26 protein-coding genes are annotated in these 23,494 nt (G+C 74.0%); 8 read left to right on the top strand and 18 right to left on the bottom strand.

The window, feature by feature from the left end; all coding sequences use genetic code 11:
• Nucleotides 1-75: 75 nt before the first annotated feature.
• Complete coding sequence (locus E4198_RS09470; protein ID WP_003948568.1) at nt 76-687, bottom strand: response regulator transcription factor; 612 nt, start codon at nt 685-687, stop codon at nt 76-78.
• Nucleotides 688-1,044: 357 nt separating this feature from the next.
• Between E4198_RS09470 and E4198_RS09475 the strand changes: the two genes are divergently transcribed.
• The 4 genes from E4198_RS09475 (at nt 1,045) to E4198_RS09490 (ending at nt 3,781) form a co-directional block, all read left to right on the top strand.
• Nucleotides 1,045-1,359 (top strand): WhiB family transcriptional regulator, encoded by a 315-nt coding sequence (locus E4198_RS09475; RefSeq protein WP_027763333.1) that lies wholly within the window; start codon nt 1,045-1,047, stop codon nt 1,357-1,359.
• A 104-nt stretch (nt 1,360-1,463) separates the two neighbouring features.
• The gene (locus E4198_RS09480) at nt 1,464-2,126 is read left to right on the top strand and encodes an MOSC domain-containing protein (RefSeq protein WP_136185286.1); all 663 of its coding nucleotides are present in this window, start codon (nt 1,464-1,466) and stop codon (nt 2,124-2,126) included.
• A gap of 33 nt (nt 2,127-2,159) precedes the next feature.
• Complete coding sequence (locus E4198_RS09485) at nt 2,160-2,933, top strand: SDR family oxidoreductase (protein WP_136182783.1); 774 nt, start codon at nt 2,160-2,162, stop codon at nt 2,931-2,933.
• A gap of 146 nt (nt 2,934-3,079) precedes the next feature.
• Nucleotides 3,080-3,781 (top strand): ester cyclase, encoded by a 702-nt coding sequence (locus E4198_RS09490; RefSeq protein WP_136182784.1) that lies wholly within the window; start codon nt 3,080-3,082, stop codon nt 3,779-3,781.
• Nucleotides 3,782-3,888: 107 nt separating this feature from the next.
• Here the strand turns inward: E4198_RS09490 and groL are convergent, their stop codons facing one another.
• Both groL and groES read right to left on the bottom strand, forming a co-directional pair.
• Entirely contained in the window at nt 3,889-5,520 is a 1,632-nt protein-coding gene (gene groL, locus E4198_RS09495; protein ID WP_136182785.1) for a chaperonin GroEL, read from the bottom strand.
• Nucleotides 5,521-5,636: 116 nt separating this feature from the next.
• Nucleotides 5,637-5,948, bottom strand: coding sequence for a co-chaperone GroES (gene groES, locus E4198_RS09500; protein ID WP_027763338.1), 312 nt, complete (start codon nt 5,946-5,948; stop codon nt 5,637-5,639).
• A gap of 257 nt (nt 5,949-6,205) precedes the next feature.
• Between groES and E4198_RS09505 the strand changes: the two genes are divergently transcribed.
• Nucleotides 6,206-6,781 carry a Uma2 family endonuclease gene (locus E4198_RS09505; protein WP_136182786.1) on the top strand — a complete coding sequence of 192 codons (576 nt, stop codon included), beginning with the start codon at nt 6,206-6,208 and terminating at the stop codon, nt 6,779-6,781.
• Between the two features lie 13 nt (nt 6,782-6,794).
• On the opposite strand, the gene E4198_RS09510 is transcribed toward E4198_RS09505, so the two are convergent.
• Nucleotides 6,795-7,946, bottom strand: a complete 1,152-nt coding sequence (locus E4198_RS09510) for a polysaccharide deacetylase family protein (RefSeq protein WP_168711406.1) — start codon at nt 7,944-7,946, stop codon at nt 6,795-6,797.
• Nucleotides 7,947-8,135: 189 nt separating this feature from the next.
• On the opposite strand from E4198_RS09510, the gene E4198_RS09515 reads away from it, so the two are divergent.
• Nucleotides 8,136-9,332, top strand: coding sequence for a class I SAM-dependent methyltransferase (locus E4198_RS09515; protein WP_247597892.1), 1,197 nt, complete (start codon nt 8,136-8,138; stop codon nt 9,330-9,332).
• An 80-nt stretch (nt 9,333-9,412) separates the two neighbouring features.
• Nucleotides 9,413-9,595 (top strand): hypothetical protein, encoded by a 183-nt coding sequence (locus tag E4198_RS09520; RefSeq protein WP_136182789.1) that lies wholly within the window; start codon nt 9,413-9,415, stop codon nt 9,593-9,595.
• A gap of 26 nt (nt 9,596-9,621) precedes the next feature.
• On the opposite strand, the gene E4198_RS09525 is transcribed toward E4198_RS09520, so the two are convergent.
• The 5 genes from E4198_RS09525 to E4198_RS09545 all read right to left on the bottom strand — a co-directional run bounded on the left by E4198_RS09525 (nt 9,622) and on the right by E4198_RS09545 (nt 14,140).
• Nucleotides 9,622-9,879 (bottom strand): hypothetical protein, encoded by a 258-nt coding sequence (locus tag E4198_RS09525; protein WP_136182790.1) that lies wholly within the window; start codon nt 9,877-9,879, stop codon nt 9,622-9,624.
• On the bottom strand, nt 9,876-11,012 hold the full coding sequence (tsaD, locus tag E4198_RS09530) for a tRNA (adenosine(37)-N6)-threonylcarbamoyltransferase complex transferase subunit TsaD (protein WP_136182791.1): 1,137 nt from the start codon (nt 11,010-11,012) through the stop codon (nt 9,876-9,878). The genes E4198_RS09525 and tsaD overlap by 4 nt, the downstream gene beginning before the upstream one ends.
• A complete protein-coding gene (gene rimI, locus E4198_RS09535) occupies nt 11,005-11,499 on the bottom strand; it encodes a ribosomal protein S18-alanine N-acetyltransferase (protein ID WP_136185287.1) in 495 nt (164 codons plus the stop codon). The genes tsaD and rimI overlap by 8 nt, the downstream gene beginning before the upstream one ends.
• A gap of 119 nt (nt 11,500-11,618) precedes the next feature.
• Nucleotides 11,619-12,290 (bottom strand): tRNA (adenosine(37)-N6)-threonylcarbamoyltransferase complex dimerization subunit type 1 TsaB, encoded by a 672-nt coding sequence (gene tsaB, locus E4198_RS09540; protein WP_136182792.1) that lies wholly within the window; start codon nt 12,288-12,290, stop codon nt 11,619-11,621.
• Between the two features lie 479 nt (nt 12,291-12,769).
• Nucleotides 12,770-14,140 (bottom strand): chloride channel protein, encoded by a 1,371-nt coding sequence (locus E4198_RS09545; RefSeq protein ID WP_136182793.1) that lies wholly within the window; start codon nt 14,138-14,140, stop codon nt 12,770-12,772.
• A gap of 299 nt (nt 14,141-14,439) precedes the next feature.
• On the opposite strand from E4198_RS09545, the gene E4198_RS09550 reads away from it, so the two are divergent.
• Nucleotides 14,440-15,018, top strand: a complete 579-nt coding sequence (locus E4198_RS09550; protein ID WP_136182794.1) for a hypothetical protein — start codon at nt 14,440-14,442, stop codon at nt 15,016-15,018.
• A gap of 86 nt (nt 15,019-15,104) precedes the next feature.
• Here the strand turns inward: E4198_RS09550 and E4198_RS09555 are convergent, their stop codons facing one another.
• The 9 genes from E4198_RS09555 to E4198_RS09595 form a co-directional block, all read right to left on the bottom strand.
• A complete protein-coding gene (locus tag E4198_RS09555; RefSeq protein ID WP_136182795.1) occupies nt 15,105-15,299 on the bottom strand; it encodes a hypothetical protein in 195 nt (64 codons plus the stop codon).
• Nucleotides 15,300-15,423: 124 nt separating this feature from the next.
• Complete coding sequence (tsaE, locus tag E4198_RS09560) at nt 15,424-15,978, bottom strand: tRNA (adenosine(37)-N6)-threonylcarbamoyltransferase complex ATPase subunit type 1 TsaE (RefSeq protein WP_136182796.1); 555 nt, start codon at nt 15,976-15,978, stop codon at nt 15,424-15,426.
• On the bottom strand, nt 15,902-17,083 hold the full coding sequence (locus E4198_RS09565; protein WP_136182797.1) for an alpha/beta hydrolase: 1,182 nt from the start codon (nt 17,081-17,083) through the stop codon (nt 15,902-15,904). The genes tsaE and E4198_RS09565 overlap by 77 nt, the downstream gene beginning before the upstream one ends.
• A gap of 5 nt (nt 17,084-17,088) precedes the next feature.
• On the bottom strand, nt 17,089-18,318 hold the full coding sequence (gene alr, locus E4198_RS09570; RefSeq protein ID WP_136182798.1) for an alanine racemase: 1,230 nt from the start codon (nt 18,316-18,318) through the stop codon (nt 17,089-17,091).
• A gap of 44 nt (nt 18,319-18,362) precedes the next feature.
• The gene (locus tag E4198_RS09575) at nt 18,363-19,337 is read right to left on the bottom strand and encodes a L,D-transpeptidase (RefSeq protein ID WP_247597613.1); all 975 of its coding nucleotides are present in this window, start codon (nt 19,335-19,337) and stop codon (nt 18,363-18,365) included.
• 113 nt (nt 19,338-19,450) lie between these two features.
• On the bottom strand, nt 19,451-20,890 hold the full coding sequence (locus tag E4198_RS09580) for an NAD(P)H-hydrate dehydratase (RefSeq protein WP_136182799.1): 1,440 nt from the start codon (nt 20,888-20,890) through the stop codon (nt 19,451-19,453).
• 82 nt (nt 20,891-20,972) lie between these two features.
• Nucleotides 20,973-21,341, bottom strand: coding sequence for a holo-ACP synthase (locus tag E4198_RS09585; protein ID WP_136182800.1), 369 nt, complete (start codon nt 21,339-21,341; stop codon nt 20,973-20,975).
• A gap of 16 nt (nt 21,342-21,357) precedes the next feature.
• Nucleotides 21,358-23,205 (bottom strand): glutamine--fructose-6-phosphate transaminase (isomerizing), encoded by a 1,848-nt coding sequence (glmS, locus tag E4198_RS09590; protein WP_136182801.1) that lies wholly within the window; start codon nt 23,203-23,205, stop codon nt 21,358-21,360.
• 36 nt (nt 23,206-23,241) lie between these two features.
• Entirely contained in the window at nt 23,242-23,493 is a 252-nt protein-coding gene (locus tag E4198_RS09595) for a hypothetical protein (RefSeq protein WP_247597614.1), read from the bottom strand.
• Nucleotide 23,494: the final 1 nt, after the last annotated feature.

Here is a 23,494-nt window from a genome sequence, read left to right on the forward strand (position 1 = left end):
CTTCCCGCACCCGTCGGGGAGACCGGGCGACGTACGCGACCTGCGAGAAGTTGCCGGGCTGGGGCGCGTGGTGTCCTAGCGGACGAGGCCCCAGCGGAAGCCGAGGGCGACGGCGTGCGCGCGGTCGGAGGCGCCGAGCTTCTTGAACAGCCGACGTGCGTGGGTCTTGACCGTGTCCTCGGAGAGGAACAGCTCGCGGCCGATCTCGGCGTTCGAACGGCCGTGACTCATGCCCTCCAGCACCTGGATCTCCCGGGCGGTGAGGGTGGGAGCCGCGCCCATCTCCGCCGACCGCAGCCGCCGCGGGGCGAGCCGCCAGGTCGGGTCGGCCAGGGCCTGCGTGACAGTGGCCCGCAGTTCGGCGCGTGAGGCGTCCTTGTGCAGGTAGCCGCGGGCACCGGCGGCCACCGCGAGGGCGACGCCGTCCAGGTCCTCGGCCACCGTCAGCATGATGATGCGGGCGCCGGGGTCGGCGGACAGCAGCCGCCGGACGGTCTCCACACCTCCCAGGCCGGGCATCCGGACATCCATGAGGATGAGGTCGGAGCGGTCGGCACCCCAGCGGCGGAGGACTTCCTCACCGTTGGCGGCCGTCGTCACTCGCTCGACGCCGGGCACGGTCGCGACCGCGCGGCGGAGCGCCTCTCGGGCAAGCGGGGAGTCGTCGCAGACGAGGACGGACGTCATGACCACCCTCCACCACTGATGCGCATCACCTTGAGCCTCCAGGCTGTTGCAGAACGTCACCTGTGTGCGGCCGACGACTCCGGGAACCCGCGGTTCCCGACGGTTCTCGTCGACCACCTCCGCACTCTCAACGACGGTCACCCAAAAGAGTTACGGGCTGCCGCGGCCGCCTCCGACACTCTACGTGAGTGTACGGACACGGTCGGGTGAGATCACGCAGCCGCGCTGCTCGTTCACGAATGCCCTGTTTGGTCGGGATTCCTTCCGTTTCGGTTGGGTAATAGCTAGATTCGGCAAGGGATCATATTTACCGATGAGTGACACATCAGTCGCACTACGCCACTGAGGGGACACGCAATGGCAGATTTCTCCCGCCTCCCGGGCCCGAACGCCGATCTGTGGGACTGGCAGCTGCTGGCCGCCTGCCGGGGCGTCGACAGTTCCCTGTTCTTTCACCCCGAGGGTGAGCGCGGAGCGGCCCGAAGTGCGCGTGAGGCATCCGCGAAAGAGGTCTGCATGCGCTGCCCCGTCCGCTCCGAGTGTGCGGCGCACGCGCTCACGGTCCGCGAACCGTACGGCGTGTGGGGCGGCCTGACCGAGGACGAGCGCGAGGAACTGATGGGCCGGGCACGCCACCGCCTGATCGCGACGTCGTCCGGCTCGGGCGGCTGAGCAGAAACGATTCATCATCCGCGCGGCCGGGGTGACCCGCCTCGCGCGGAACAGGACCTGTGCGGTCGCCCCGGCGACGGCCCCGGGGCTAGCGTGCGTCCATGATGCAGCTGCTGTCCGTGAACCTCGCCCGGCCGCGCACCGCGGACTACACCGATTCGCCCTCCCACGTCACCGGTATCGACAAGCGCCCGGCCGACGGCCCCGTCTCCGTCACGGCACCGGGAGCCAAAGGGGTCGGCGGCAGCGGGCTGACCGGCGACACCATCGGCGACCTGCGCCACCACGGCGGGGACCACCAGGCCGTGTACGCCTACGCGCGCGAGGACCTCGACGTCTGGGCGCGCGAGCTGGGCCGCGAGTTGACCGGCGGCGTCTTCGGCGAGAACCTCACCACCTCGGGCGTCGACGTGAACGGCGCACGGATCGGCGAACGCTGGCGGATCGGCGCCGACCTGCTGCTGGAGGTCAGCAGCGCCCGCATCCCGTGCCGCACGTTCGCCGGCTGGCTCGGGGAGAAGGGCTGGGTGAAGACCTTCACGCAGCGCGCCGTCCCAGGCGCCTACCTGCGGGTGATCGAACCGGGCGAGATCCGCGCCGGGGACCCGATCGACCTCGTGCACCGGCCCGGCCACGACGTCACCGTCTCCCAGCTGTTCCGGGCGGTCACCACCGAGCCCGACCTGCTGCCGAAACTGCTCGACGCGGGCGACGCCCTGCACCCCGAGGCGCGGAGCAAGGCGATGCGCCGGACGGCGTCCTCCTGACGGCGCCTTCCTGACGGCCGATACCGTGCCCGCATGACGACTGCACTGATCACCGGGGCCACCGCGGGCCTCGGCGCCGCGTTCGCCGAACGGCTCGCCCGGGACGGGCACCACCTGGTGCTGCTCGCCCGCGACACCGAACGGCTGCACGAGCGGGCCACCGACCTGCACGACCGGCACGGCGTCGAGGTCTCCGTCCTCACGGCCGACCTCGCCACCGAGAAGGGCATCGTCGCGCTGGAGGAGCGCGTCGGCGACCGCGACCGCCCGGTGGACCTGCTGGTGAACAACGCGGGCTTCGGCAACAAGGGGCGCTTCCTCGACGTGCCGATGGCCGACGAGCTGACGATGCTGCGGGTGCACTGCGAGGCGGTGCTGCGCTCCACGGCGGCGGCCGCGGAGGCCATGCGGGAGCGCGGGCGCGGCGGCGTGGTCAACGTCGCCTCGGTCGCCGCGTTCCTGCCGCGCGGCACCTACGGCGCGTCCAAGGCCTGGATCACGCAGTTCACCCAGGGCGTCGCGGCCGACCTGGCGGGTTCCGGGGTACGGCTGATGGCGCTGTGCCCGGGTTTCGTGCGCACCGAGTTCCACCAGCGGGCGGGCATGGACGCCGGGAACGTGCCGGGATGGATGTGGCTGGACGCGGGGCGCGTCGTGGACGCCGCGCTCGCCGACCTGGCACGGGGCCGCGCCCTGTCCGTCCCGGACCCCCGGTACAAGGCGCTGGCGGGACTCATGCGGCTCGCCCCACGCGGCGTGCTGGCCCGCGCGAGCACCGGAACGGGCCGGAAGTACGGACCGAGGTGACCGCATGAGACCTGCCGCGAACCGGCCTAAGCTGGAAGGGAAAGGGCCGCCGCCGGCGTCCGTCGGTCCCCTCCCCGGCACCGGGACGACCTCCGACCAGCGAGGCCCCGCCTGCTGACGGGACCTCCGCCAGCGCGGGAGGCGCCATGACTTTCCTCCAGCTCATCGACTGCCGGACCGACAGGTTCGAGGAGATGAACCGGCTCATGGACACCTGGGCCGAGCAGACCCGGGGCAAGCGGACGGCGACGCACGAGGTGGTGGGCCGGGACCGTTCGGACGGCGCGCACTTCGTCGAGATCGTCGAGTTCCCGTCGTACGAGGAGGCGATGCGCAACTCCGAGCTCCCGGAGACCGACCGGGTGTTCCGGGAGATGGTGGCGCTCTGCGACGGCATGCCCACCTTCACCGACCTCGACGTGGTGCGGGACGAGACCTTCAACGCGGAGACCATGCGCCGCTTCTACGAGGAGGTCGCCGTCGGCGGCAACATCGACGTCATCGACGAGCTGTACATCCCGGACCACATCGACCACGACGTGGCCAAGGAGGCGAACACGACCGTCGGCAGGGACGTGCTGAAGGCCGACATCACGCGCTGGCGGGAGGCGTTCGACTTCGACTTCACCCTCGACCGGCAGGTGGCCGAGGGGGACACCGTGGTGACGCTCTGGACGTGGCGGGGCCGGCACCGCGGCGACTTCATGGGCATCGCGCCCACCGGCCGGGAGTGCACCATGACCGGCACGACCGTGTGCCGGTTCCAGGACGGGAAGATCCACGAGAGCTGGTGGCACTACGACATCCCGCGGCTGATGCGCGAACTCGGCGCCGAGGCATCCGCCTGACGGCGCCCGGGCACCCCTCACGGAACGGGTTCCGGGAACGGACGAGGCCCGGTGCACCCCTCACGGGGTGCACCGGGCCTCGTCACCGGCTCGCGGAGCGGGCAGGCTCAGTGCGCGTGGCCGTGGCCGTGACCGCCGCCGGCGGCCTCGTCCTCCTCGGCCGGCTTCTCGACGACCAGGGTCTCGGTCGTGAGGAGCAGCGACGCGATGGACGCGGCGTTCTCCAGCGCGGAACGGGTGACCTTGACCGGGTCGAGGACACCGGCCTTCACCAGGTCGCCGTACTCGCCGGTGGCGGCGTTGAAGCCCTGGCCCTTGTCGAGCTCGGCGACCTTGGAGGTGATGACGTAGCCCTCCAGGCCGGCGTTCTCGGCGATCCAGCGCAGCGGCTCGACGAGCGCGCGGCGGACCACGGCGACACCGGTGGCCTCGTCGTCCTTCTTGTCGAGCGAGCCCTCGAGCACCTTGGCGGCGTGCACCAGTGCGGAACCGCCACCGGAGACGATGCCCTCCTCGACCGCGGCGCGGGTCGCGGAGATGGCGTCCTCCAGGCGGTGCTTCTTCTCCTTGAGCTCGACCTCGGTGGCCGCGCCCACGCGGATCACGCAGACGCCGCCGGCCAGCTTGGCCAGGCGCTCCTGGAGCTTCTCGCGGTCCCAGTCGGAGTCGGTGGTCTCAATCTCGGACTTGATCTGGGCGACGCGGCCCTGCACGTCCTCGGCCTTGCCGCCGCCGTCGACGATGGTGGTGTCGTCCTTGGTGACGGTCACGCGGCGGGCGGTGCCCAGCACGTCCAGACCGGCCTGGTCGAGCTTGAGGCCGACCTCCTCGGCGATGACGGTGCCGCCGGTCAGGGTGGCCATGTCGCCGAGCATCGCCTTGCGGCGGTCGCCGAAGCCGGGCGCCTTGACGGCGACGGCGTTGAAGGTGCCGCGGATCTTGTTGACGACGAGGGTGGACAGCGCCTCGCCCTCGACGTCCTCGGCGATGATCAGCAGCGGCTTGGAGCTGTTGCCGGCCTGCATGATCTTCTCGAGCAGCGGCAGCAGGTCCTGAATGGAGCTGATCTTGCCCTGGTGGATCAGGATGTACGGGTCGTCGAGGACAGCCTCCATGCGCTCCTGGTCAGTGACCATGTAGGGCGACAGGTAGCCCTTGTCGAAGGCCATGCCCTCGGTGAAGTCCAGCTCCAGGCCGAAGGTCTGCGACTCCTCGACGGTGATGACACCGTCCTTGCCGACCTTGTCCATCGCCTCGGCGATCAGCTCGCCGACCTGCTTGTCCTGGGCGGACAGCGCGGCGACCGCGGCGATGTCCTCCTTGGAGTCGATCGGGCGGGCGGTGCCGACCAGGTCGTCGGAGACGGCCTTGACCGCGGCGTCGATGCCCTTCTTCAGGGCGGCGGGGGAGGCGCCGGCGGCGACGTTGCGCAGGCCCTCGCGGACCAGCGCCTGCGCCAGCACGGTGGCGGTGGTGGTGCCGTCGCCCGCGATGTCGTTGGTCTTGGTCGCCACCTCCTTCACCAGCTGGGCGCCGAGGTTCTCGTAGGGGTCCTCGGCCTCGACCTCGCGGGCGATGGTGACACCGTCGTTGGTGATGGTCGGGGCGCCGAACTTCTTGTCGATGACGACGTTGCGGCCCTTGGGGCCGATGGTCACCTTGACGGTGTCGGCGAGCTTGTTGACGCCGCGCTCGAGGGCACGACGGGCGTCCTCGTCGAACTTCAGGATCTTGGCCATGGGAGCTATGGGTCCTCTCGAATGAACCGCGCCCCGGTCCCGGAAGCTCATGCACGGCGGGTACCGGGGCGCGGATCGAAAGCTTCTCTTCGGCTTTCTCGGCTTGCTGGAGGTGCTTACTTCTCGACGATCGCGAGGACGTCGCGAGCCGAGAGGACGAGGTACTCCTCGCCGTTGTACTTCACCTCGGTGCCGCCGTACTTGCTGTACAGCACGACGTCGCCGACGGACACGTCGAGCGGCAGGCGGTTGCCGTCCTCGAAGCGGCCCGGGCCGACGGCCAGGACGGTGCCCTCCTGGGGCTTCTCCTTCGCCGTGTCCGGGATGACCAGGCCCGAGGCCGTGGTCTGCTCGGCGTCGAGCGGCTGGACCACGATGCGGTCCTCGAGCGGCTTGATGGCAACCTTGGAGCTGGTGGCGGTCGTCACGATCCGACCTCCCCCTTCGGAGTTCTCAGCGGGGTCATGAATGTCTGGGGTGGCGACCTGGAAGACCCGTCGTCGCGGGTGCCGGATCTGCCCGTCGCGCTTTGGCACTCACCGGTGGAGAGTGCCAGAACCGAGATTATGCCGCGGTTAGCACTCCGTCAACCAGAGTGCCAACGACCGGAGTGTCCCGGGGCCTCGGCGGTACGCTGAGCGGCATCGACGCGTCGAGGTGCCCGCCCTGCGAAGGAGTGCCGACTGTGAGTGCGGAATCCCTGCCGGACTGGTTGTGGCCGGCACCCCCGGACGGCTGGACGGCCGACGACCTGGACAGGCTTCCGCCGTCCGCCCCGCGCACGGAGCTGATCGACGGAGCTCTCATCATGATGTCGCCGCAGACCTCTTTTCACAGCCGGGTGATGCGGCGGCTGGCCAACGCCATAGAGCTCGCGGCCCCGCACGACCTGCTGACCGAGGTGGAGATGACCATCCGTCTGGGTGAACGTCAGCGCCCGGAGCCGGACATTCTGGTCGTGGACGCGCCTCCGAAGAAGCAGCGCACCTCCTACTTGCCCGGCGAAGTCGTCCTCGTCGTCGAGATCGTCTCGCCGGAGTCCGTCGCACGGGACCGCGAGACGAAGCCGCTGAAGTACGCCCACGCCGGCATCCGGCACTTCTGGCGCGTCGAGGAGGAGGACGACCGGACGGTCGTGCACGCCTACGAACGGGACGACACCACGGGCGCCTACGTGGCCACCGGCATCCACCGGGACACGCTCTCGGTCGTCGTCCCGTTCCCCATGGAGATCGACCTCACCACGCTGTACGGGCGGTGAGCCGACGGGCCGCTCACAGGTAGTCCTCCAGCCGGCCGACGGCGTAGCCCTGCTCGGCGGCGGCCTCCAGCACTCCGCGCAGCATGTCGGCCATGGTGCCGCCGTCGCCCCAGGAGGCCGGGCCGCGGTAGTGGGTGAGGATCACGGCGCCCGGGTAGAGGTCCGCGCCGGGCTCCTGGAAGTCGATGCGGTCCGCCCATGCCTCCATGCCCCACAGCACGACGGCGTCCAGGCCGCAGGCGCGGGCCGCGCGCAGGGTGTCCCGGTCGTAGGCGCCGTACGGCGGACGGAACAGGCGCGGCTGGGGACCGCCCATCTCCTCCTGGATGCGGTCCTGTTGCCCGCAGATCTCGCGGCGCTGCTCCCGGTAGGAGAGTGCCGGCAGGTAGGGGTGGGTGAGCGTGTGGTTCTGGACGGTCCCGCCGAGGACCTCCAGGCGGCGGAAGTACCCGTATCCCGGGCGGAGCACCGCCTCGTCGTCGGCGAGGAAGGACGTCACGGGGATGTCGAGGTCGTCCACCATGCGCAGGAACTCGGGGCTCTTCCGCGCGCCGTCGTCGATGGTGAGGAAGACGACCCGGTCGTCCGTGGGCACCCGGCGCACCACCGTGGCGCCTCGGACGCGTGGCTTGACGACGGGCGGCGCGGGGCGCGGTGGCGGCGGCTGAAGCCCCCAGCGGTGGTACGCGGCGACCCGCCGCTGGATGCGTGCGGCGTGCGCGGCGAGGGTGTCGGCGGTGGTCAGTGCCCGGGCGCGCGCGGCGGGGCCCACCGCGACGGAGAGCGCGAGCGGGCGGCGTGCCGGTGCGGCGACGCGGTCCGCGGCGCGCGGGCGGGCGGCCGGTTCCCCGCCCCCGTGGCCGGGGGGCCGGCCGTCGTCCCGGTGACGCGTCGCGGGCCGTGCCCCGGTCCGGCCGTCCTGTTGCGAGGTGTCCTCCCGCTCCCCGGGTGCCGCCCGGTGCTCGCGGGGTCTGGCGGTTCCGGCGTCGGTCGCCGTGGCGGCCCCGGGGCCCGCCCGCCCTGCGGCGGGCCCGTCCGCCTGCACCGGGTCGCCGGCGGCCGAGGCGGGCGGCGGCTCGTCGGCCGTTCCCGCACCGGGGGCGAGGGCGGCGAGTAGCGCGAGGGCGGAGAAAGCCAGGACGGGACGGGTCGTTCGTCCGGTCATATTTACCTTTTGTCGCATTACTCGCATGACGCCGGATCGTGCCACCCGCTCCCGGGGACACCCCGCAGACGTTCCGGCGCGGCGGGGAGAATGAGCCGTGTGGCCGTATCCGACACCCCCGACACGCCAGGTCCCCCCGACCCGCCGGACGACGCACCGGGCGCCGTACCCGACTCCCTACCGGACGACGTGCCCGAGGACGTCGCCGCGTTCGCCGCGCTGCTGACGCCCGAGGGCGCGACGCTGCTGCACGCGCTGCGCGACCACGACCCCGCGGACGAGCTGGCCGTGGTGACCCGGCTGCGGCGGACGCATCCGCCGTCGCTGGTGACCGCGGCCGTCGCGCAGGCCCGGCTGCGGCAGCGAGCCGTCGCCAAGTTCGGCGCGGCGGACGCGGCCCGGATGTACTTCACGCCGAACGGGCTGGAGCAGGCCACCCGTACGGCGGTCGCGGAGCACCGCGCCGCCCGGTTCGCCGCGCGCGGGGCAGGCCGCGTCGCCGACCTGGGCTGCGGCGTCGGAGGCGACGCACTCGCCCTGGCCCGTGCCGGCCTGTCCGTCCGGGCGGTCGACCGCGACCCGCTGACCTGCGCCGTCGCCCGCGCCAACGCGGCGGTACTCGGGCTGGACGGCCTGATCGAGGTGCGCTGCGGCGACGTCGCCGCGGCGGACCTCACCGGCTGCGACGCCGTGTTCGTCGACCCCGCCCGGCGCGGCGGGCGCCGGGGCGGCCGCATCTTCGACCCGGAGGCGTACTCCCCGCCGCTGAGCTGGGCGATCGACACCGCACGCGCCGCGCAGCACGCCGCCCTCAAGGTGGCGCCCGGGATCCCGCACGACGTGGTGCCGGAGGAGGCCGAGGCGGAGTGGATCTCCTGCGCCGGGGACGTGAAGGAGGCCGTGCTCTGGTTCGGCGGGCCCGCGGGCGGAGACGGTCCGCGCGTGCGGGCCACGCTGCTGCCGCAGGGCGCGACCCTGCACGGCGCCGGGCTGCCCGACCCGGAGCCGGGCCCCGTCGGCCGCTACCTCTACGAGCCGGACGGCGCGGTGATCCGCGCCCATCTCGTCGCGGAGGCAGCGGCGGCCGTCGGCGGCCGGCTGATCGACCCGACGATCGCGTACGTCACCGCCGACGCGCTCACCCCCACGCCGTTCGCGACCGCGTACGAGATCACCGACGTGCTGCCGTTCCACCTCAAACGACTGCGCGCTCTGGTCCGCGAGCGGCGGATCGGCACGCTGACGGTGAAGAAGCGCGGCTCCGCCGTCGAACCCGAGGAGCTGCGGAGGAAGGTGAAGCCCCGGGGCCCGGGCTCGGCCACCGTGTTCCTCACCCGCGTCGCGGGCGCCCCCACCATGCTGCTCGGCCGCCCGGCGAGCGCGTAGGCCGCTTCGGCCCCCCGGGGGTTCGCAGGGCGCGCGTCGCCCGGCAGGGATGGTGCCCACACGCGACACCGGGGGGCACCGTGAGACGAGCCGTACGCCTGATCCTGCTCACGCTCGTCCTGGTGCTCGCCGGCCCCGCCCCGGCCCTGGCCGGGGAAGGCCAAGGGCAGGTCTCCCGATCCGCCTACCTCGCACGGCAGTTGGCCGACGACCCGGTCTACGTCAGCGACCAGGTGCCGAGAGCGGTCCTGCGGTCCGCCTGACGCACCACCCCCGAGGTGGTGGGCCGTCAGGCGGGCTGGACCTGCTCGAAGCGCCAGCGGTGCACCGGGCGGGCGATCAGCTCGGCCGGCGGTTCGGGTACTTCGGGGAGGTCCGCGTCGTAGCCCGCGTGCCACCAGGCGATGACGAGCACCCGGTCGCCGGGCGCGCGGTAGGTCTCGCGGCGCAGCGGCGCCGGAGAGAGCACCTGGTGACGGGCCCAGGAGAGCAGCTCGTCGCCGCGGCCCTCGACGGCCTTGGCCTCCCACATCAGTGCGACGGTCATGCGTACAGGTTCTTCCTGCTCAGTTCGTGCACGTGGTCGTGGTCGTGGCGGTGACCGAGAGCATGGTCATGGCCGTCCTCCTGCCCTTCCCGGCCCGGAACGTGCGGTTCCGTGACCGGCAGGGACGAGTCGGCGGGCAGATCCCAGTCGGACGCCGCCCGGTTCCGGGCGACCATCTCCGCACCGAGCGCGGCGACCATCGCTCCGTTGTCCGTGCACAGCTTGGGCCGTGGCACGCGGAGCGTGATGCCGGCGTCCGCGCAGCGCTCCTCGGCCATCGCCCGCAGCCGGGTGTTGGCCGCGACGCCGCCGCCGATCATCAGATGGTCGACGCCCTCGTCCTTGCAGGCGCGGATCGCCTTGCGGGTCAGTACGTCGGTGACCGCCTCCTGGAAGGACGCGGCCACGTCCGCGACGGGCACGTCCTCGCCCGCGTTGCGCTTCGCCTCGATCCAGCGGGCGACGGCCGTCTTCAGGCCCGAGAAGGAGAAGTCGTACGGCGCGTCGCGCGGGCCGGTGAGCCCGCGCGGGAACGCGATCGCCCGCGGGTCGCCCTCGCGCGCGTACCGGTCGATGATCGGCCCGCCGGGGAAGCCGAGGTGCAGGATGCGAGCGATCTTGTCGAACGCCTCGCCGGCCGCGTCGTCGATGGTCGAGCCCAGCGGCCGCACGTCGGAGGTGATGTCTGGGGCGAGCAGCAGCGAGGAGTGGCCGCCGGAGACCAGCAGCGCCATCGTCGGCTCCGGCAGCGCGCCGTGCTCCAGCTGGTCGACGCAGATGTGCGAGGCAAGGTGGTTCACCCCGTACAGCGGCTTGCCGAGCGCGTAGGCGTACGCCTTGGCGGCCGAGACGCCGACGAGCAGGGCCCCGGCGAGGCCCGGACCGGCGGTGACGGCGACGCCGTCGAGGTCGCGGGCGGACACGCCGGCCTCCTTCAGCGCCCGCTCGACGGTCGGCACCATCGCCTCCAGGTGGGCGCGGCTGGCGACCTCGGGCACCACGCCGCCGAACCGTGCGTGTTCGTCCACGCTGGAGGCGATGGCGTCCGCGAGCAGCGTGTGCCCGCGGACGACGCCGACACCGGTCTCGTCGCAGGAGGTCTCGATACCGAGGACTAGGGGCTCGTCAGCCATGGCGGCTTCCTTGGGTCTCGTCGTGCGCGTCGCGCGGCGCGGGATCGCGGTGGCGCCGCATCACGTAGGCGTCGACGTTGCCGGGCTGGTAGTAGCCGCGGCGGACGCCGATGGTCTCGAAGCCGAAGCGCTCGTAGAGGCGCTGGGCGCGCGGGTTGTCGACGCGCACCTCCAGCATGACGCTGCGGCAGCCGAACGCGCCCTCGGCGGCGTCCAGCAGTGCGGCGAGCAGCCGGGAGCCGAGCCCGGTGCCCTCGTGGGCGGGAAGCACGCCGATGGTCTGGATGTCGCCGACCCCGTCGACCGCGGCGAGCCCGCCGTAGCCGACGAGACCGCCACCGGGTGCGGCGGCGACCAGGTAGCGGCGGGTGGCGTGCGGGCCGCGGGCGTGCGCCAGCTCTGACCAGAACATGCCCGCCGACCAGGCGTCCTGCGGGAAGAGCGCCCGTTCCAGCCCGAGCACGGCCTCGATGTCCCACCACCGCATCTCGCGCAGGGCGACCGTCTCCGCCGGCGTCTGCCCCCGCGTCGTTCCGGTGCCGGTGCCGGACGTCGGGGCGTCGCCCGGGGGCTTCCGGGTCTCGGCGGGGCGTGCGTTCCGGATGCTCACCGGGGAGTGACCACCTTGTAGTTCCGGGGCACCTGCGCGTCCGGCCGCCGCAGGTACAGCGGGCGCGTCGGCAGGAACCCGGTGCCGCCGCCGGGGTCGGCGGTCAGGAGTTCCGCCGCCAGTTCGGCCAGCGCCGCGGCCGACACGTGTTCGGGCAGGTCCTCGCGTACGGCGGTGAAGGTGTCGGCGTACAGGCGGGCGCCCGCTCCGGCGGCGGGCACGCCCGCCACGGCGTCCGCGATGTCCGCCGGGCGGTCCACGGACGGTTCACCCCGCCGGGTACGGGAGTCGGCGTAGTGCGCCCAGTACACCTCTTTGCGGCGAGCGTCGGTCGCCACCACGAACGGGGTGTCCAGACCGGTGGCGTAGGCGATGCCGTCCAGCGTGCACAGACCGTGCAGGGGCACGCCGAGGGCCGCGCCGAACGCCTCGGCGGTGGCCAGTCCGACGCGGAGGCCGGTGTACGGGCCGGGCCCGACGCCGGCCACGACGTGCGTGACGTCGGCGAGGGTGCGCTCCGCCTCACGGAGCACCCGGTCCACGGAGGGGAGCAGCAGCTCCCCGTGGCGGCGGGCGTCGACCTGGTCGGCGCGGGCGAGTACCTGCGCACCGTCGTGCACGGCGACGGTGACGGCGGGCGTGGCGGTGTCCAGAGCGAGCAGCAGCACGGTGCCAGCCTACGGCCGATCGGTCGGCCTCCCGAACCACGTCTCCGCGGCGCACGTGCGCCGTCAGGGCTCCGCGGAACGCCGCGAGGGACGGCCTCACGGGGGCGGCACGTCCGTCTCACCGGCGGTCCGTCCCCCGACGTGCGGGGCTCCGGGAGCGAGACCCGGAACCGGACGGAGGCATGGTGGTGGATCACCCGCGAACGACCTCGGCCGACGGCCGTGGACGCGGCGGGCGGACCGGTCGGCTCTGCACGGGGCGGACGCAGGGGAGGCGCCGCCGCCCCGCCCCCGTTCGGGCCCGGCCCGTCGGCGCGCGGGCCGAGGCGCGTGCAGGCCTCCGGGGCCGCGTGCGGGCCGAGGCGTCCGGCGCCCGGACGGGAGGTCGTGCGCTGACCCGGACCGTTGCGTACGGCGCCCCGCAAGGCGCGCGGCACCGGATGTGCGCCGTCGGAGGCCGACGCGCCGCCGTCGCGCACTCAGCGGTCCGCGGTGTCCCCCGCCGTCCCGGGAGGGCTGAGCACGGCGGTGCCGACGTAGGCCGTGACCACCGCGACGATCACCAGCGGCATCACCGTCAGCCCGGCCTTCCCGAGCAGCAGGGTCGCCAGGAGGACCGAGGTCAGGGGCAACCGGAGCATGGCGGTTCCCATGGCGCCGATGCCGATGGCGAAGCCGGACAGCGGGGACAGCCCGGGCAGGTGGGCGAGGAGCAGCCCACCGGTGGCTCCCACGAACATCGCGGGGAACACCGGGCCGCCCCGGAAACCGGCGAGGCACAGCGCGTACATGACCGTCTTGCACACCAGCAGCAGCGCCAGGGTGGCCGCCGAGTAGCCGGCGGCGTCCGCCAGCAGCGGGCTGAGCGCGGACTGCCCGGAGTAGAGCACCTCGCTCGCCTCCCGGTCCGTACCCGCCGCATAGCCGACCGCGACGGCGCCGACGGCCAGGCCGAGGCAGACCGTGCCGGTAACCCGCCGGGGCTCGACCCACCGGCGCACCCGGACGGCGCCCCTGCGGACGAGCGCGCAGGCCAGGGCGGCGACGAGCCCGGTCAGGACCGCGTAGCCGAACTCGGGAACGGTCGGGTCCTGGGCCGGGGGCACGTCGGTCAGTTCCAGCGCGTAGGTGCCCAGCCCGGTCCAGGACCCGAGGCCGACGAAGAGCAGCGATCCGACTCCGGCCGCGAGGAGGCCGGGCACCAGCACCGGCCCCAGCATCGCCCCGGCCAGCCCGGAGGCCTCCATCAGCAGGAACGCGCCCAGCAGCGGCGAGCCGAGCAGGGAGCTGACGGCCGCGAAGCTCCCCGCCGCGCCGAGCACGGTGCTCGCTTGCGGCGCCGGATCGCGGCGGGCCAGGCGTACGGCGTTCGCGGCCAGTCCGGCGCCCAGGGCGAGCAGTGGCGCCTCCGGCCCGAGCACCGCGCCGAAGGAGAGCGACGCCAGCGCGGCCAGCACGATGCCCGGCAGCTCGACGGCACGCGGCGGGGCACCGGGCGCGAAGCCGGCAGAGGGCTCGTGACCGCCGTTCCCCGGCAGGTAGCGGATGGCCAGACCCGCGCACAGGCCGCCGACCGCGAGCAGCGGCAACGGCCACCACAGCGGGGTGGCGGCCAGGCCCAGGGCTTCCGGCAGGTCCTTCCACAACACGTGCTGGAGGCTCTCCGTCAGCGCGAGGAACCCGAACGCCGCCGCACAGACCGGCACTCCGAGCAGGGCCGACGCCACCAGCAGCACCGCGTAGCGGCGGCTGCGCACCAGGGCGAGAGGATCGCCGACCGCTCCCGTCGCGGCGCCGGAACCCGGGCGGGGGCCGGGCGACGGAGAAGGGGTGCCGGACCCGGCTGCCATACGCTGCGCCTCCTCGCCCCGGCCCCGCCGGGCCCTCACCTGCCCCCACCGGCTCTGACACGCCCTCCCGGGGCGACGACCGGAACGGGACGCGCCACTGTGGCACGGGAGGCGGCCGGTCCGGTTCGGCGGCGCGCGGGTCCCGCCGTACCGGGCCCGAACGGCGCCGGGTAGTGCGCCCGGACGGAGCCCTCCCGCCCCGGGGCCCGGGCTCTCGGCCACGCCCGGGGGCGCGCCGCCCCCGGGCACTGCTAACGTCGGGCCGCTGGCGAACGCAGGCAGACGGAGGGTGGCAGCCGGTGACAGGCAAAAGCGGCCGCAGCGCGGGGACTTTCGTCGCGGTTCTCACCGCGCTGGCCTTCGCCGTGGTGTCCTTCCTCGCCTTCCAGGCGGCCGCCGCCCAGGACGACGGGCACACGGCCCCGAACGGCGCGGGCACCGGGGCGAACGGCTCCCCCACCCCCAGCGCGTCCGCCCTGGACCGCAAGGAGTCCGAACGCGTCCTGCCCGCCGACTCCGGCACCGGGGAACGCGTCGTCTACTCGCTGCGGCGCGACCGCGTGTGGCTGGTGGGCGCCAACGAACGGGTCTCCCGCACGTACGAGGTCTGGCCGGGCACGGTGGACCCGGAGCCTGACGCGTACGAGGTGACCTCGCGCACGGCGCAGGTCACCGGCACCGACGGCGTGCCGATCGAGAACGTGGTGATCTTCGGGTACGCGGACGGGACGGTCGTGGGCTTCAGCGCCGCGGCGGACGGCTCCCGTCCGGAGCTGGACCCGGCGAAGAAGACCGGCGGCATCCGGGAACGCACCGCGGACGGCGAGGCCATGTGGCGATTCGCCACCCCGGGCACCCCGGTGGTCGTCGTCCCCTGACGGTCGGGCGCGGGCGGCGGCACGGCACCGCAGGCGCCGGGAGCACGTGCGCGGGGACAGCCGGAAACCACCCGTACGGGCGACGCTCAGGCCGCGTCGCGACGCACCTGCGGCACGGCAGGACGCTCGGTGCCCGCCTCCTGCTCGGCTTCCGCCGCAGGGGCGTCCGGCGTGCGCGGCGGCCGGGAGACCGCGTCGGCGGCGACGCACGACGCGAGCAGCTCGCTCATGGTCGGCGACTGGTGCCACGCACGGGGGCGGACCCGCTCCTCTGCCGACATGGACACCTCCGAAGTTAGGCTGACCTAACCAGCTCTGGGCCTCCATGGGACCACGGGCGCGCCCACCTGCGCAACCTTTTTCCGACGCGCTGTCGGAAACCTTCACCGGGTGCGCGTCGCCCGTTCAGCCAAGGAGGGTCAGGTCCTCCCCCGACCAACGCCCGCCCACCGCGGTGACGACGACCCGGCGCACGTCGTCCACCCCGGCGTCCGCCTCGGCCGCCTCGGCCGCCTCGGCGCCCAGCGTGCGTGCGATGACGACGTGCAACCGGTCGTCGGCCAGCTCCTCGACCTTGCCCTCGCCCCACTCCACGACCACCACCGACTCCGGCAGCGAGACGTCCAGGTCGAGGTCCTCCATCTCCTCCAGGCCGCCGCCCAGCCGGTACGCGTCCACGTGCACCAGCGGCGGCCCGTCGGACAGCGAGGGGTGGACACGAGCGATCACGAACGTCGGCGAGGTCACCGCGCCGCGTACCCCCAGTCCTTCGCCGAGGCCGCGCGCCAGCGTGGTCTTGCCCGCCCCCAGTTCGCCGGTCAGCAGCACCAGATCGCCGGCCCGCAGCAGCTTCGCCAGCCGCCGGCCCAGCTCCCGCATCCGGTCAGCGGTCTCGATCTCGACGGCGTGCGCGGCCCGGACGGCGTGCGGCTGGGGGGCGCTGTGCTGCGGTGCTTCCATGGCTCCGGATGGTACGCGCCAGCAGCGCGGCGAGGTGCGCGTCGACCACCTCGGGCCGCTCCAGCGGAACCAGGTGCCCGGCCTCCTCGACGGCCACCAGCTCCGCCGTCCCGGCGGGCAGCGCGGCGGCGATGCGCTCGCTGTGCGGGAACGGCGTGAGCTCGTCCCGGTCGCCCGCCAGCACCAGCGCCGGGACGTTCCCGAAGGCCGCAAGCGCCGTCGTCTTCTCGTGAGCGGCGAAGGCGGGATAGAACTCGGCGACCACATCGACCGGCACCGACTCGATCATCCGTTCCACGAACCGGGCCACCGCCGGGTCCGCGTCCGCCGGACTGCCGAAGGAGTAGCGGCGCACCAGGGACGCGAAGACGTCGGAGGCCGCCTGCCGGCCGCGTTCCACCAGGGCGCTCTGCGCCGCCATCGCCCGCAGCACCCCCGGCGCCAGCCGCCGCGCAGCGCGCACCCCGGCGGCCGGCAGCCCGTAGGTGACCTCGCCCAGTTCGCCCGCCGAGGTGCTGAGCAGCGCCACGCCGGCCACCCGCTCGGCGACGTATTCCGCGTGGTGCTCGGCCAGCGCCATGACCGACATGCCGCCCATGGAGTGGCCGACCAGCACCACGGGCCCTTCCGGAACGGCCGCGTCCAGGACGGCCCGCAGGTCGTGGCCGAGCCGGTCGATGCTCACCGGGCGGCCTTCCGCGCCGCGGCCGGACCGGCCGTGTCCGCGCTGGTCCCAGTAGACGCACCGGTGCGTGCCGGCGGCGCGGAGCGCGGCGCGCTGGAAGTGCCAGGAGTCCTGGTCCAGGCAGTAGCCATGGGTGAAGACCACCGTGGGGGCGCCCGGGACCGGCGAGTCCGGCTCGTCGGTCTCGTAGTGGAGCTCCACGCCGTCGTCCGTCCACGCCGTGCCGGGGGTGCCCCGCAGCGTGCCGTACGGACCGGAGGCGTCCAGGGCGAGCCGCGCGCGGCGGCGTACGGCCCGGTTGACCGTCAGCCGCTCCGCCGCGAACCCGGCGGCGACCACGCCGACCACCGCGCCCGCGATGCCGGCCCGGCGCGCCCAGCCCGCCGGGCGCACGACGGCGCCCCCCGCCCCCTCGGCCATCCCCCTCAGCCCCCGACCGGCTCGGTCGCGCCTGGCTCGCCGGCTTCCGGCGCCTGGGCGTGCACGTGCACGCGGGGCACGCGGGTGCCGATGCGGGTGACGATCTCGTACCCGATGGTGCCCACCGCACGGGCCCAGTCCTCGGCGGTCGGCTCGCCCCGGTCGCCGGGCCCGAAGAGCACCGCCTCGTCCCCCGCCTGCGCGCTGTCCCCGCCGAGGTCGACGACGAACTGGTCCATGGCCACCCGCCCGGCCACCGTCCGCAGCTTCCCGGCGACCAGCACCGGACCGGTGCCCGACGCGTGCCGGGGCACGCCGTCGGCGTAGCCGGCCGGGACCAGCGCGAGCGTCGTGGCGCCCGGAGTGGTGTACGTGTGCCCGTACGAGACGCCGTGCCCGCCCGGCACCCGCTTGACGTTCGCCAGCGACGCGCTGAACGTCATCGCCGGGCGCAGCCCGAGGTCCGCGGCGACGCCCACCTCCGGCGACGGCGACAGGCCGTACACCGAGACCCCGGACCGTACGAGGTCGAAGTGCGACGCGGGCAGCGTCAGCGTGGCCGGCGAATTGGCCAGGTGCCGCACCTCCGGGTCCAGCCCGGCCCGGGCGGCGGTCGCCAGCGCCTCCCGGAAGGCGGCGAGTTGCAGAGCGATGGAGGGGTGGCCGGGCTCGTCGGCGCAGGCGAAGTGCGACCAGACGCCGGTGACCCGCACCGTGCCCTCGACCTCGGCGGCACGGGCGGCGGACACCAGGTCCGGCCAGTCGGCGGGCTGGCAGCCGTTGCGGCCCAGCCCGGTGTCGGCCTTGAGCTGCACGCGCGCCGTGACGCCGGAGGCGCGGGCGGCGGCGCGGATCTCCTCCAGCGCCCAGCGGCCGCTCGCCGACACGTCCAGGTCGGCCTCGATCGCCTCCCGCCACGGGCCGCCCGGTGTCCACAGCCAGCACAGGATGCGGCCAGTGTCACCCGCCGCGCGCAGCGCCAGCGCCTCCTCGGGGGTGGCCGTGCCCAGCCAGGACGCGCCCGCCTGCCGTGCGGCCCGGGCACACGGCACGGCGCCGTGCCCGTACCCGTCGGACTTCAGCACGGCCATCAGGCCGGCGCCGCCCGCCGCGTACCCGCGCAGCGCACGCACGTTGGCGCGCACCGCGCCGAGGTCGATCTCGGCGCGGGCGCGCCTGGTGCCCGCCGGCGGCGGGGACGGTGCCGGGAGCGGCGTGAGGTCCGTGTCGTTCACGCGCCCAGTCTCTCAGGAGCCGCACCCGACGGCTCCCGGCGACGTCAGCGCTCGGGCTTGGCGCCCCACACGTAGATCCGGTCGCCCTTGCCCAGCACCTGCCACAGCCGCTCCGCGTCCTCGTAACGGAGGTTGACGCAGCCGTGCGAGCCGGGGCCGGTGTAGAGGTCGTCGTACACGCCGTGCAGCGCCTGCCCGCCGTCGAAGTACTGGCTGAACGGCATCGGCGAGTCGTACAGCGTCGAGTGCTCGTGGCGCACCCGCAGGTAGACGTCGTGCCAGCCGGTGCGGGTCTCGTAGCCCGGCTTGCCGCTGCGGATCGGGACCGGGTCGTAGATCATCCGGTCCCCGTCCCGCACCCACATGATCTGCCGGCTCAGGTCCAGGCAGGCCACGACGCCGTCGCGGCGCGGACAGCCGCGCAGCTTCTCGGGGTGGGCGCGCGCCCAGCGGAGCGTCATCACCTTCCAGGTCACCGGCCCCGCGAAACCGCTGTTGGGGTAGATGCCGACCTTCGTCTGCCACTCCTGGATCGCCCTGCAGTCGGCCTTCGACTGCACACCGTCCTCCTCCAGCCCCAGGTAGCGCTCCACGAAGAGCTGGTACGGGCCCGTCGACGCGGTGCACGGCGGCAGCTTCGGCTTCGGCTCGTCCGCGCGGATCTGCTCACCCGGCGGCACGTACTCGATCAGCGAACTCCGCACGGCGTACTCGGCGCCCGGCGTGCGGGGCGTGGGACGGGCCCGCGTGGAGCCCTCCGGGGCGGCCGAGCCGGGACCGTCCCCGGCGGTGCTCGGCGGGAAGGATCCCTGGTCGGGCGTGCCCCGCTGGTACGGCTGCTTCTCCGGCAGGGGGTAGCCGGGAACGAGGTCGGCCTCGGGCACGTGGCCGCGGGGCATCGGGCCGTCGCCGGGTGCGGCGGTCGCGGCGCCGCCGGCGAGGACCAGGGGCAGGGCGGTCAGGGCGGCCAGCAGGGCCGCGCGGAGACGTGGGCGCTTGCGTGGGTTCGTCGAGTGCACGCCCCACCCCTCCCGCACCCCGCGTCCGCCGTGCACGGAGTTCCCCGCGTTCACCCCGCTGCGGCCCGCCTTTCCCCCGCCGGGAGCAACCGCGGCGGGCGGCACGGGGCGGGTCAGGAGACGTCGGACCAGGCCCGGGGGAGGGCGGCGGCGACGTCGCCGGCGGACGGCGGGGTGGGGGCGAGGCGGCCGGCGAGTCCGTGGAGATAGGCGCCGCAGGCCGCGGCGTCACGCGGAGCGAGGCCCGCCGCCAGCAGCGAGCCGATCAGACCGGACAGCACGTCGCCCGTCCCCGCCGTGGCGAGTCGCGGCGTGCCGGTGGGGTTGACGCGCACCGGGTCGGCGCCGTCCGGTGTGGCGACCAGGGTCGTCGAGCCCTTCAGCAGGGCCGTCACGCCGAACCGGGACGCCAGTGCGCGCACGGCCTTCAGACGCCCGGCCTCGACCTCCTCGCGGGTCTCGCCCAGCAGGGCCGCCGCCTCGCCGGCGTGCGGGGGCAGCAGGGTGGGCGCCTCGCGGCGCCGCACCGCGGCGGGGTCGAGCAGTCGCAGCCCGTCCGCGTCCACGAGGACCGGGACGGGCGACTCCAGCACGTCCTCCAGCGCGCCCTGCGGTCCCGAGCCGTCGCCGAGGCCCGGTCCGATCACCCACGCCTGCACCCGGCCCGCCTTGGAGGGCGCCGCGTCCGACACCAGCGCCTCCGGAAACCGCCGGACCACGTCGTCGGCGGCCGGACCGACGTACCGCACCGCACCGGCGCCGCCGTGCAGGGCGCCCGCGACGGCCAGCACCGCCGCCCCCGGGTAACGGGCGGAGCCTGCGACCAGGCCGACGACGCCACGCCGGTACTTGTCGCTCTCCGCGGACGGCCGCGGCAGCAACGCGGCCACGTCGGGGTGCTGGAGCGCCTCCAGTTCGGGACGTTCCGGCAGGTGCGGGCCGAGGCCGATGTCCACCAGCCGCAGCGCGCCCGCGTGCCCGGCGGCCGGGTCGACCAGCAGGCCCGGCTTGTACGCGCCGAACGTCACGGTGGCAGCCGCCCGTACGGCCGCGCCGCACACCTCCCCACTGTCGGCGTCCACCCCGCTGGGCAGGTCCACCGCCACCACCGGCACCCCGGCCTCCTCGACGCGCCGCACCAGCGCCTCCGCGTCGGGACGGAGGCCGCCCGTGCCGCCGATGCCCACGATGCCGTCCACGACCAGGTCGGCTCGCGCGACGGCCGTTCCGGCCGCGTCCGGGCCCGTCGTACGGCCGCCCGCGCCCCGGAGGGCGGCGAGTCCGCCGGGGTGCGCCCGGTCCGGTGCGAGGAGTACGGCCGTCACCCCGGCGCCGCGCCGCGCCAGCCGCGCGCCGGCGTACAACGCGTCGCCGCCGTTGTCACCGCTGCCGACGAGCAGCACCACGCGCGCACCGTAGGTCCGGTGCAGCAGGCCCGCGCAGGCCGCCGCCAGCCCGGCCGCCGCGCGCCGCATCAGCGCCCCCTCCGGCAGCTGAGCCATCAACTCCCGCTCGGCCGCCCGCACACTCTCCACGTCGTACGCAGTCCTCATGCGTCCAAGTGTGACCGCTGGGACGCGTCGGCACGCACCCTCGAAGCCACCCGCCCGGCGGGGGGACGTGACGGGGACCGGCTCAGCCCTCGGCGACGACGACGGCGGAGGCGACGCCCGCATCGTGGCTGAGGGACACGTGCCAGTGCCGGACGCCGAGTTCGGCGGCGCGGGCGGCGACGGTGCCGCGGACCGCGAGGGAGGGCTGCCCGGAATCGGCGACGACGACCTCCGCGTCCGTCCAGCGCAGACCCCGCGGTGCGCCGAGGGCCTTCGCCAGGGCCTCCTTGGCAGCGAAGCGCGCGGCCAGCGAGGCGACGCCGCGCGGGTCGCCGTCCGGCAACGTCCGTTCGGCGTCGACGAAGAGCCGGTCCGCGAGCTGCGGCGTGCGTTTCAGCGCGGCCGCGAACCGGTCGATCTCCGCAACGTCGATGCCCACCCCGATGATCATGCCTGCCCGCCGACCGTCACTCCACCGTCACGGACTTCGCCAGATTGCGCGGCTGATCCACCTCGTTGCCGCGGGCGGTGGCCAGTTCGCAGGCAAAGACCTGCAGCGGCACGGTGGCGACCAGCGGCTGGAGCAGGGTCGGCGTCTGCGGGATCTCGATGAGGTGGTCGGCGTACGGGCGGACCGTCGCGTCGCCCTCCTCGGCGATGACGATCGTGCGGGCGCCGCGGGCGCGGATCTCCTGGATGTTGGACACGATCTTGTCGTGCAGGACGGAACGGCCGCGCGGAGACGGGACCACCACGACGACCGGCAGGTCCTCCTCGATCAGGGCGATCGGCCCGTGCTTCAGCTCGCCGGCGGCGAATCCCTCGGCATGCATGTAGGCGAGCTCCTTGAGCTTGAGCGCGCCCTCCATGGCAACGGGGTAGCCGACGTGACGGCCGAGGAACAGCACGGTGTTCTTGTCGGCCAGGCCGCGCGCCAGCTCCCGCACGGGCTCCATGGTGGTGAGGACCTCCTCGACATGGGTGCCCATGGCGGAGAGTTCCTTGATGACGGCGAGGACCTCGTCGCCCCACTTGGTGCCGCGCACCTGGCCCAGGTAGAGGGCCACCAGATAGCAGGCGACGAGCTGGGTGAGGAAGGCCTTGGTGGAGGCGACCGCTACCTCGGGGCCGGCGTGCGTGTAGAGCACGGCGTCGGACTCGCGCGGGATGGTCGAGCCGTTGGTGTTGCAGATGGCGAGGACCTTCGCGCCCTGCTCGCGGGCGTGCCGCAGGGCCATCAGGGTGTCCATGGTCTCACCGGACTGGCTGATGGCGATCACCAGCGTCCGCGAGTCCATGATCGGGTCTCGGTAGCGGAACTCGCTGGCCAGCTCGGTCTCGCAGGGGATGCGGGTCCAGTGCTCGATCGCGTACTTGGCGATCATTCCGGCGTGGAACGCGGTGCCACAGGCGACGATGACGACCTTCTCGATCTCGCGCAGCACCGGGTCGGGAATGCGGACCTCGTCCAGCCGCAGTTCGCCAGCCGCGTCGATGCGGCCGAGCAAGGTGTCGGCGACCGCCTTGGGCTGCTCGGCGATCTCCTTCAGCATGAAGTAGTCGTAGCCGCCCTTCTCGGCGGCGGAGGCGTCCCAGTCGACGTGGTAGCGGCGCACGTCCGCGGTGGCGCCGTCGAAGTCGGTGACCGTCACACCCTCCCGGCGCAGCTCCACGACCTGGTCCTGACCCAGCTCGATGGCTTCGCGGGTGTGGGCGATGAACGCGGCGACGTCGGAGGCGAGGAAGTTCTCGCCGTCGCCGACGCCGACGACCAGCGGCGAGTTGCGCCGGGCGCCGACCACGACATCCGGGTCGTCGGCGGAGACGGCGACGAGCGTGAACGCCCCCTCCAGGCGACGGCACACCTGCCGCATGGCTTCGGCGAGGTCGCCACTGGCGGAGAAGCACTCGGCGAGCAGGTGCGAGACGACCTCGGTGTCGGTCTCGGACAGCAGCTCGTGGCCGCGCTCGGCCAGCTCCTCCCGGAGCAGGGCGAAGTTCTCGATGATGCCGTTGTGCACGACGGCGACGCGCCCGGCGTTGTCCAGGTGCGGATGGGCGTTGGTGTCGGTGGGGCCGCCGTGGGTGGCCCACCGCGTATGACCGACGCCCGCAGGGCCGCTCGGCAGCGGCCGGTCGCTCAGCTCCTTCTCCAGGTTGGCGAGCTTGCCCGCCTTCTTCGCCGCAGCCATCCCGCCGTCGGCGAGCACCGCCACTCCGGCCGAGTCGTAGCCCCGGTACTCCAGCCGGCGCAGGCCGGCGATGACCACATCGAGGGCGGACTGCCCTCCCACGTAACCGACGATTCCGCACATGCGCAGCAGCCTACGTTGCGGCGGACCGCCCGCCGGTCACCCCTCGCGCGACATCCGGTCGACGGCGTCCTGTATGAGGTACTGGTACTCGGCCTCCTCGCAGCGTGGCTTGCTGCCGCTGCGGTAGAGGTCGAGGGTGTCGGCGAGATCCTCCGACAGGTCCTCGTCGGGGAGTTCGGCGGCGATCTCGTCGTAGACCGCGCTGGGGCCGTGCGGGCCGGGCGGCGGACCGGCGACGTCCGTACGGCCGCGGCGCAGCCGCATGCGCGGGATGGGCACGTGGAGCATG

Source organism: Streptomyces sp. RKND-216, from assembly GCF_004795255.1.
Lineage (GTDB): Bacteria > Actinomycetota > Actinomycetes > Streptomycetales > Streptomycetaceae > Streptomyces > Streptomyces hazeniae.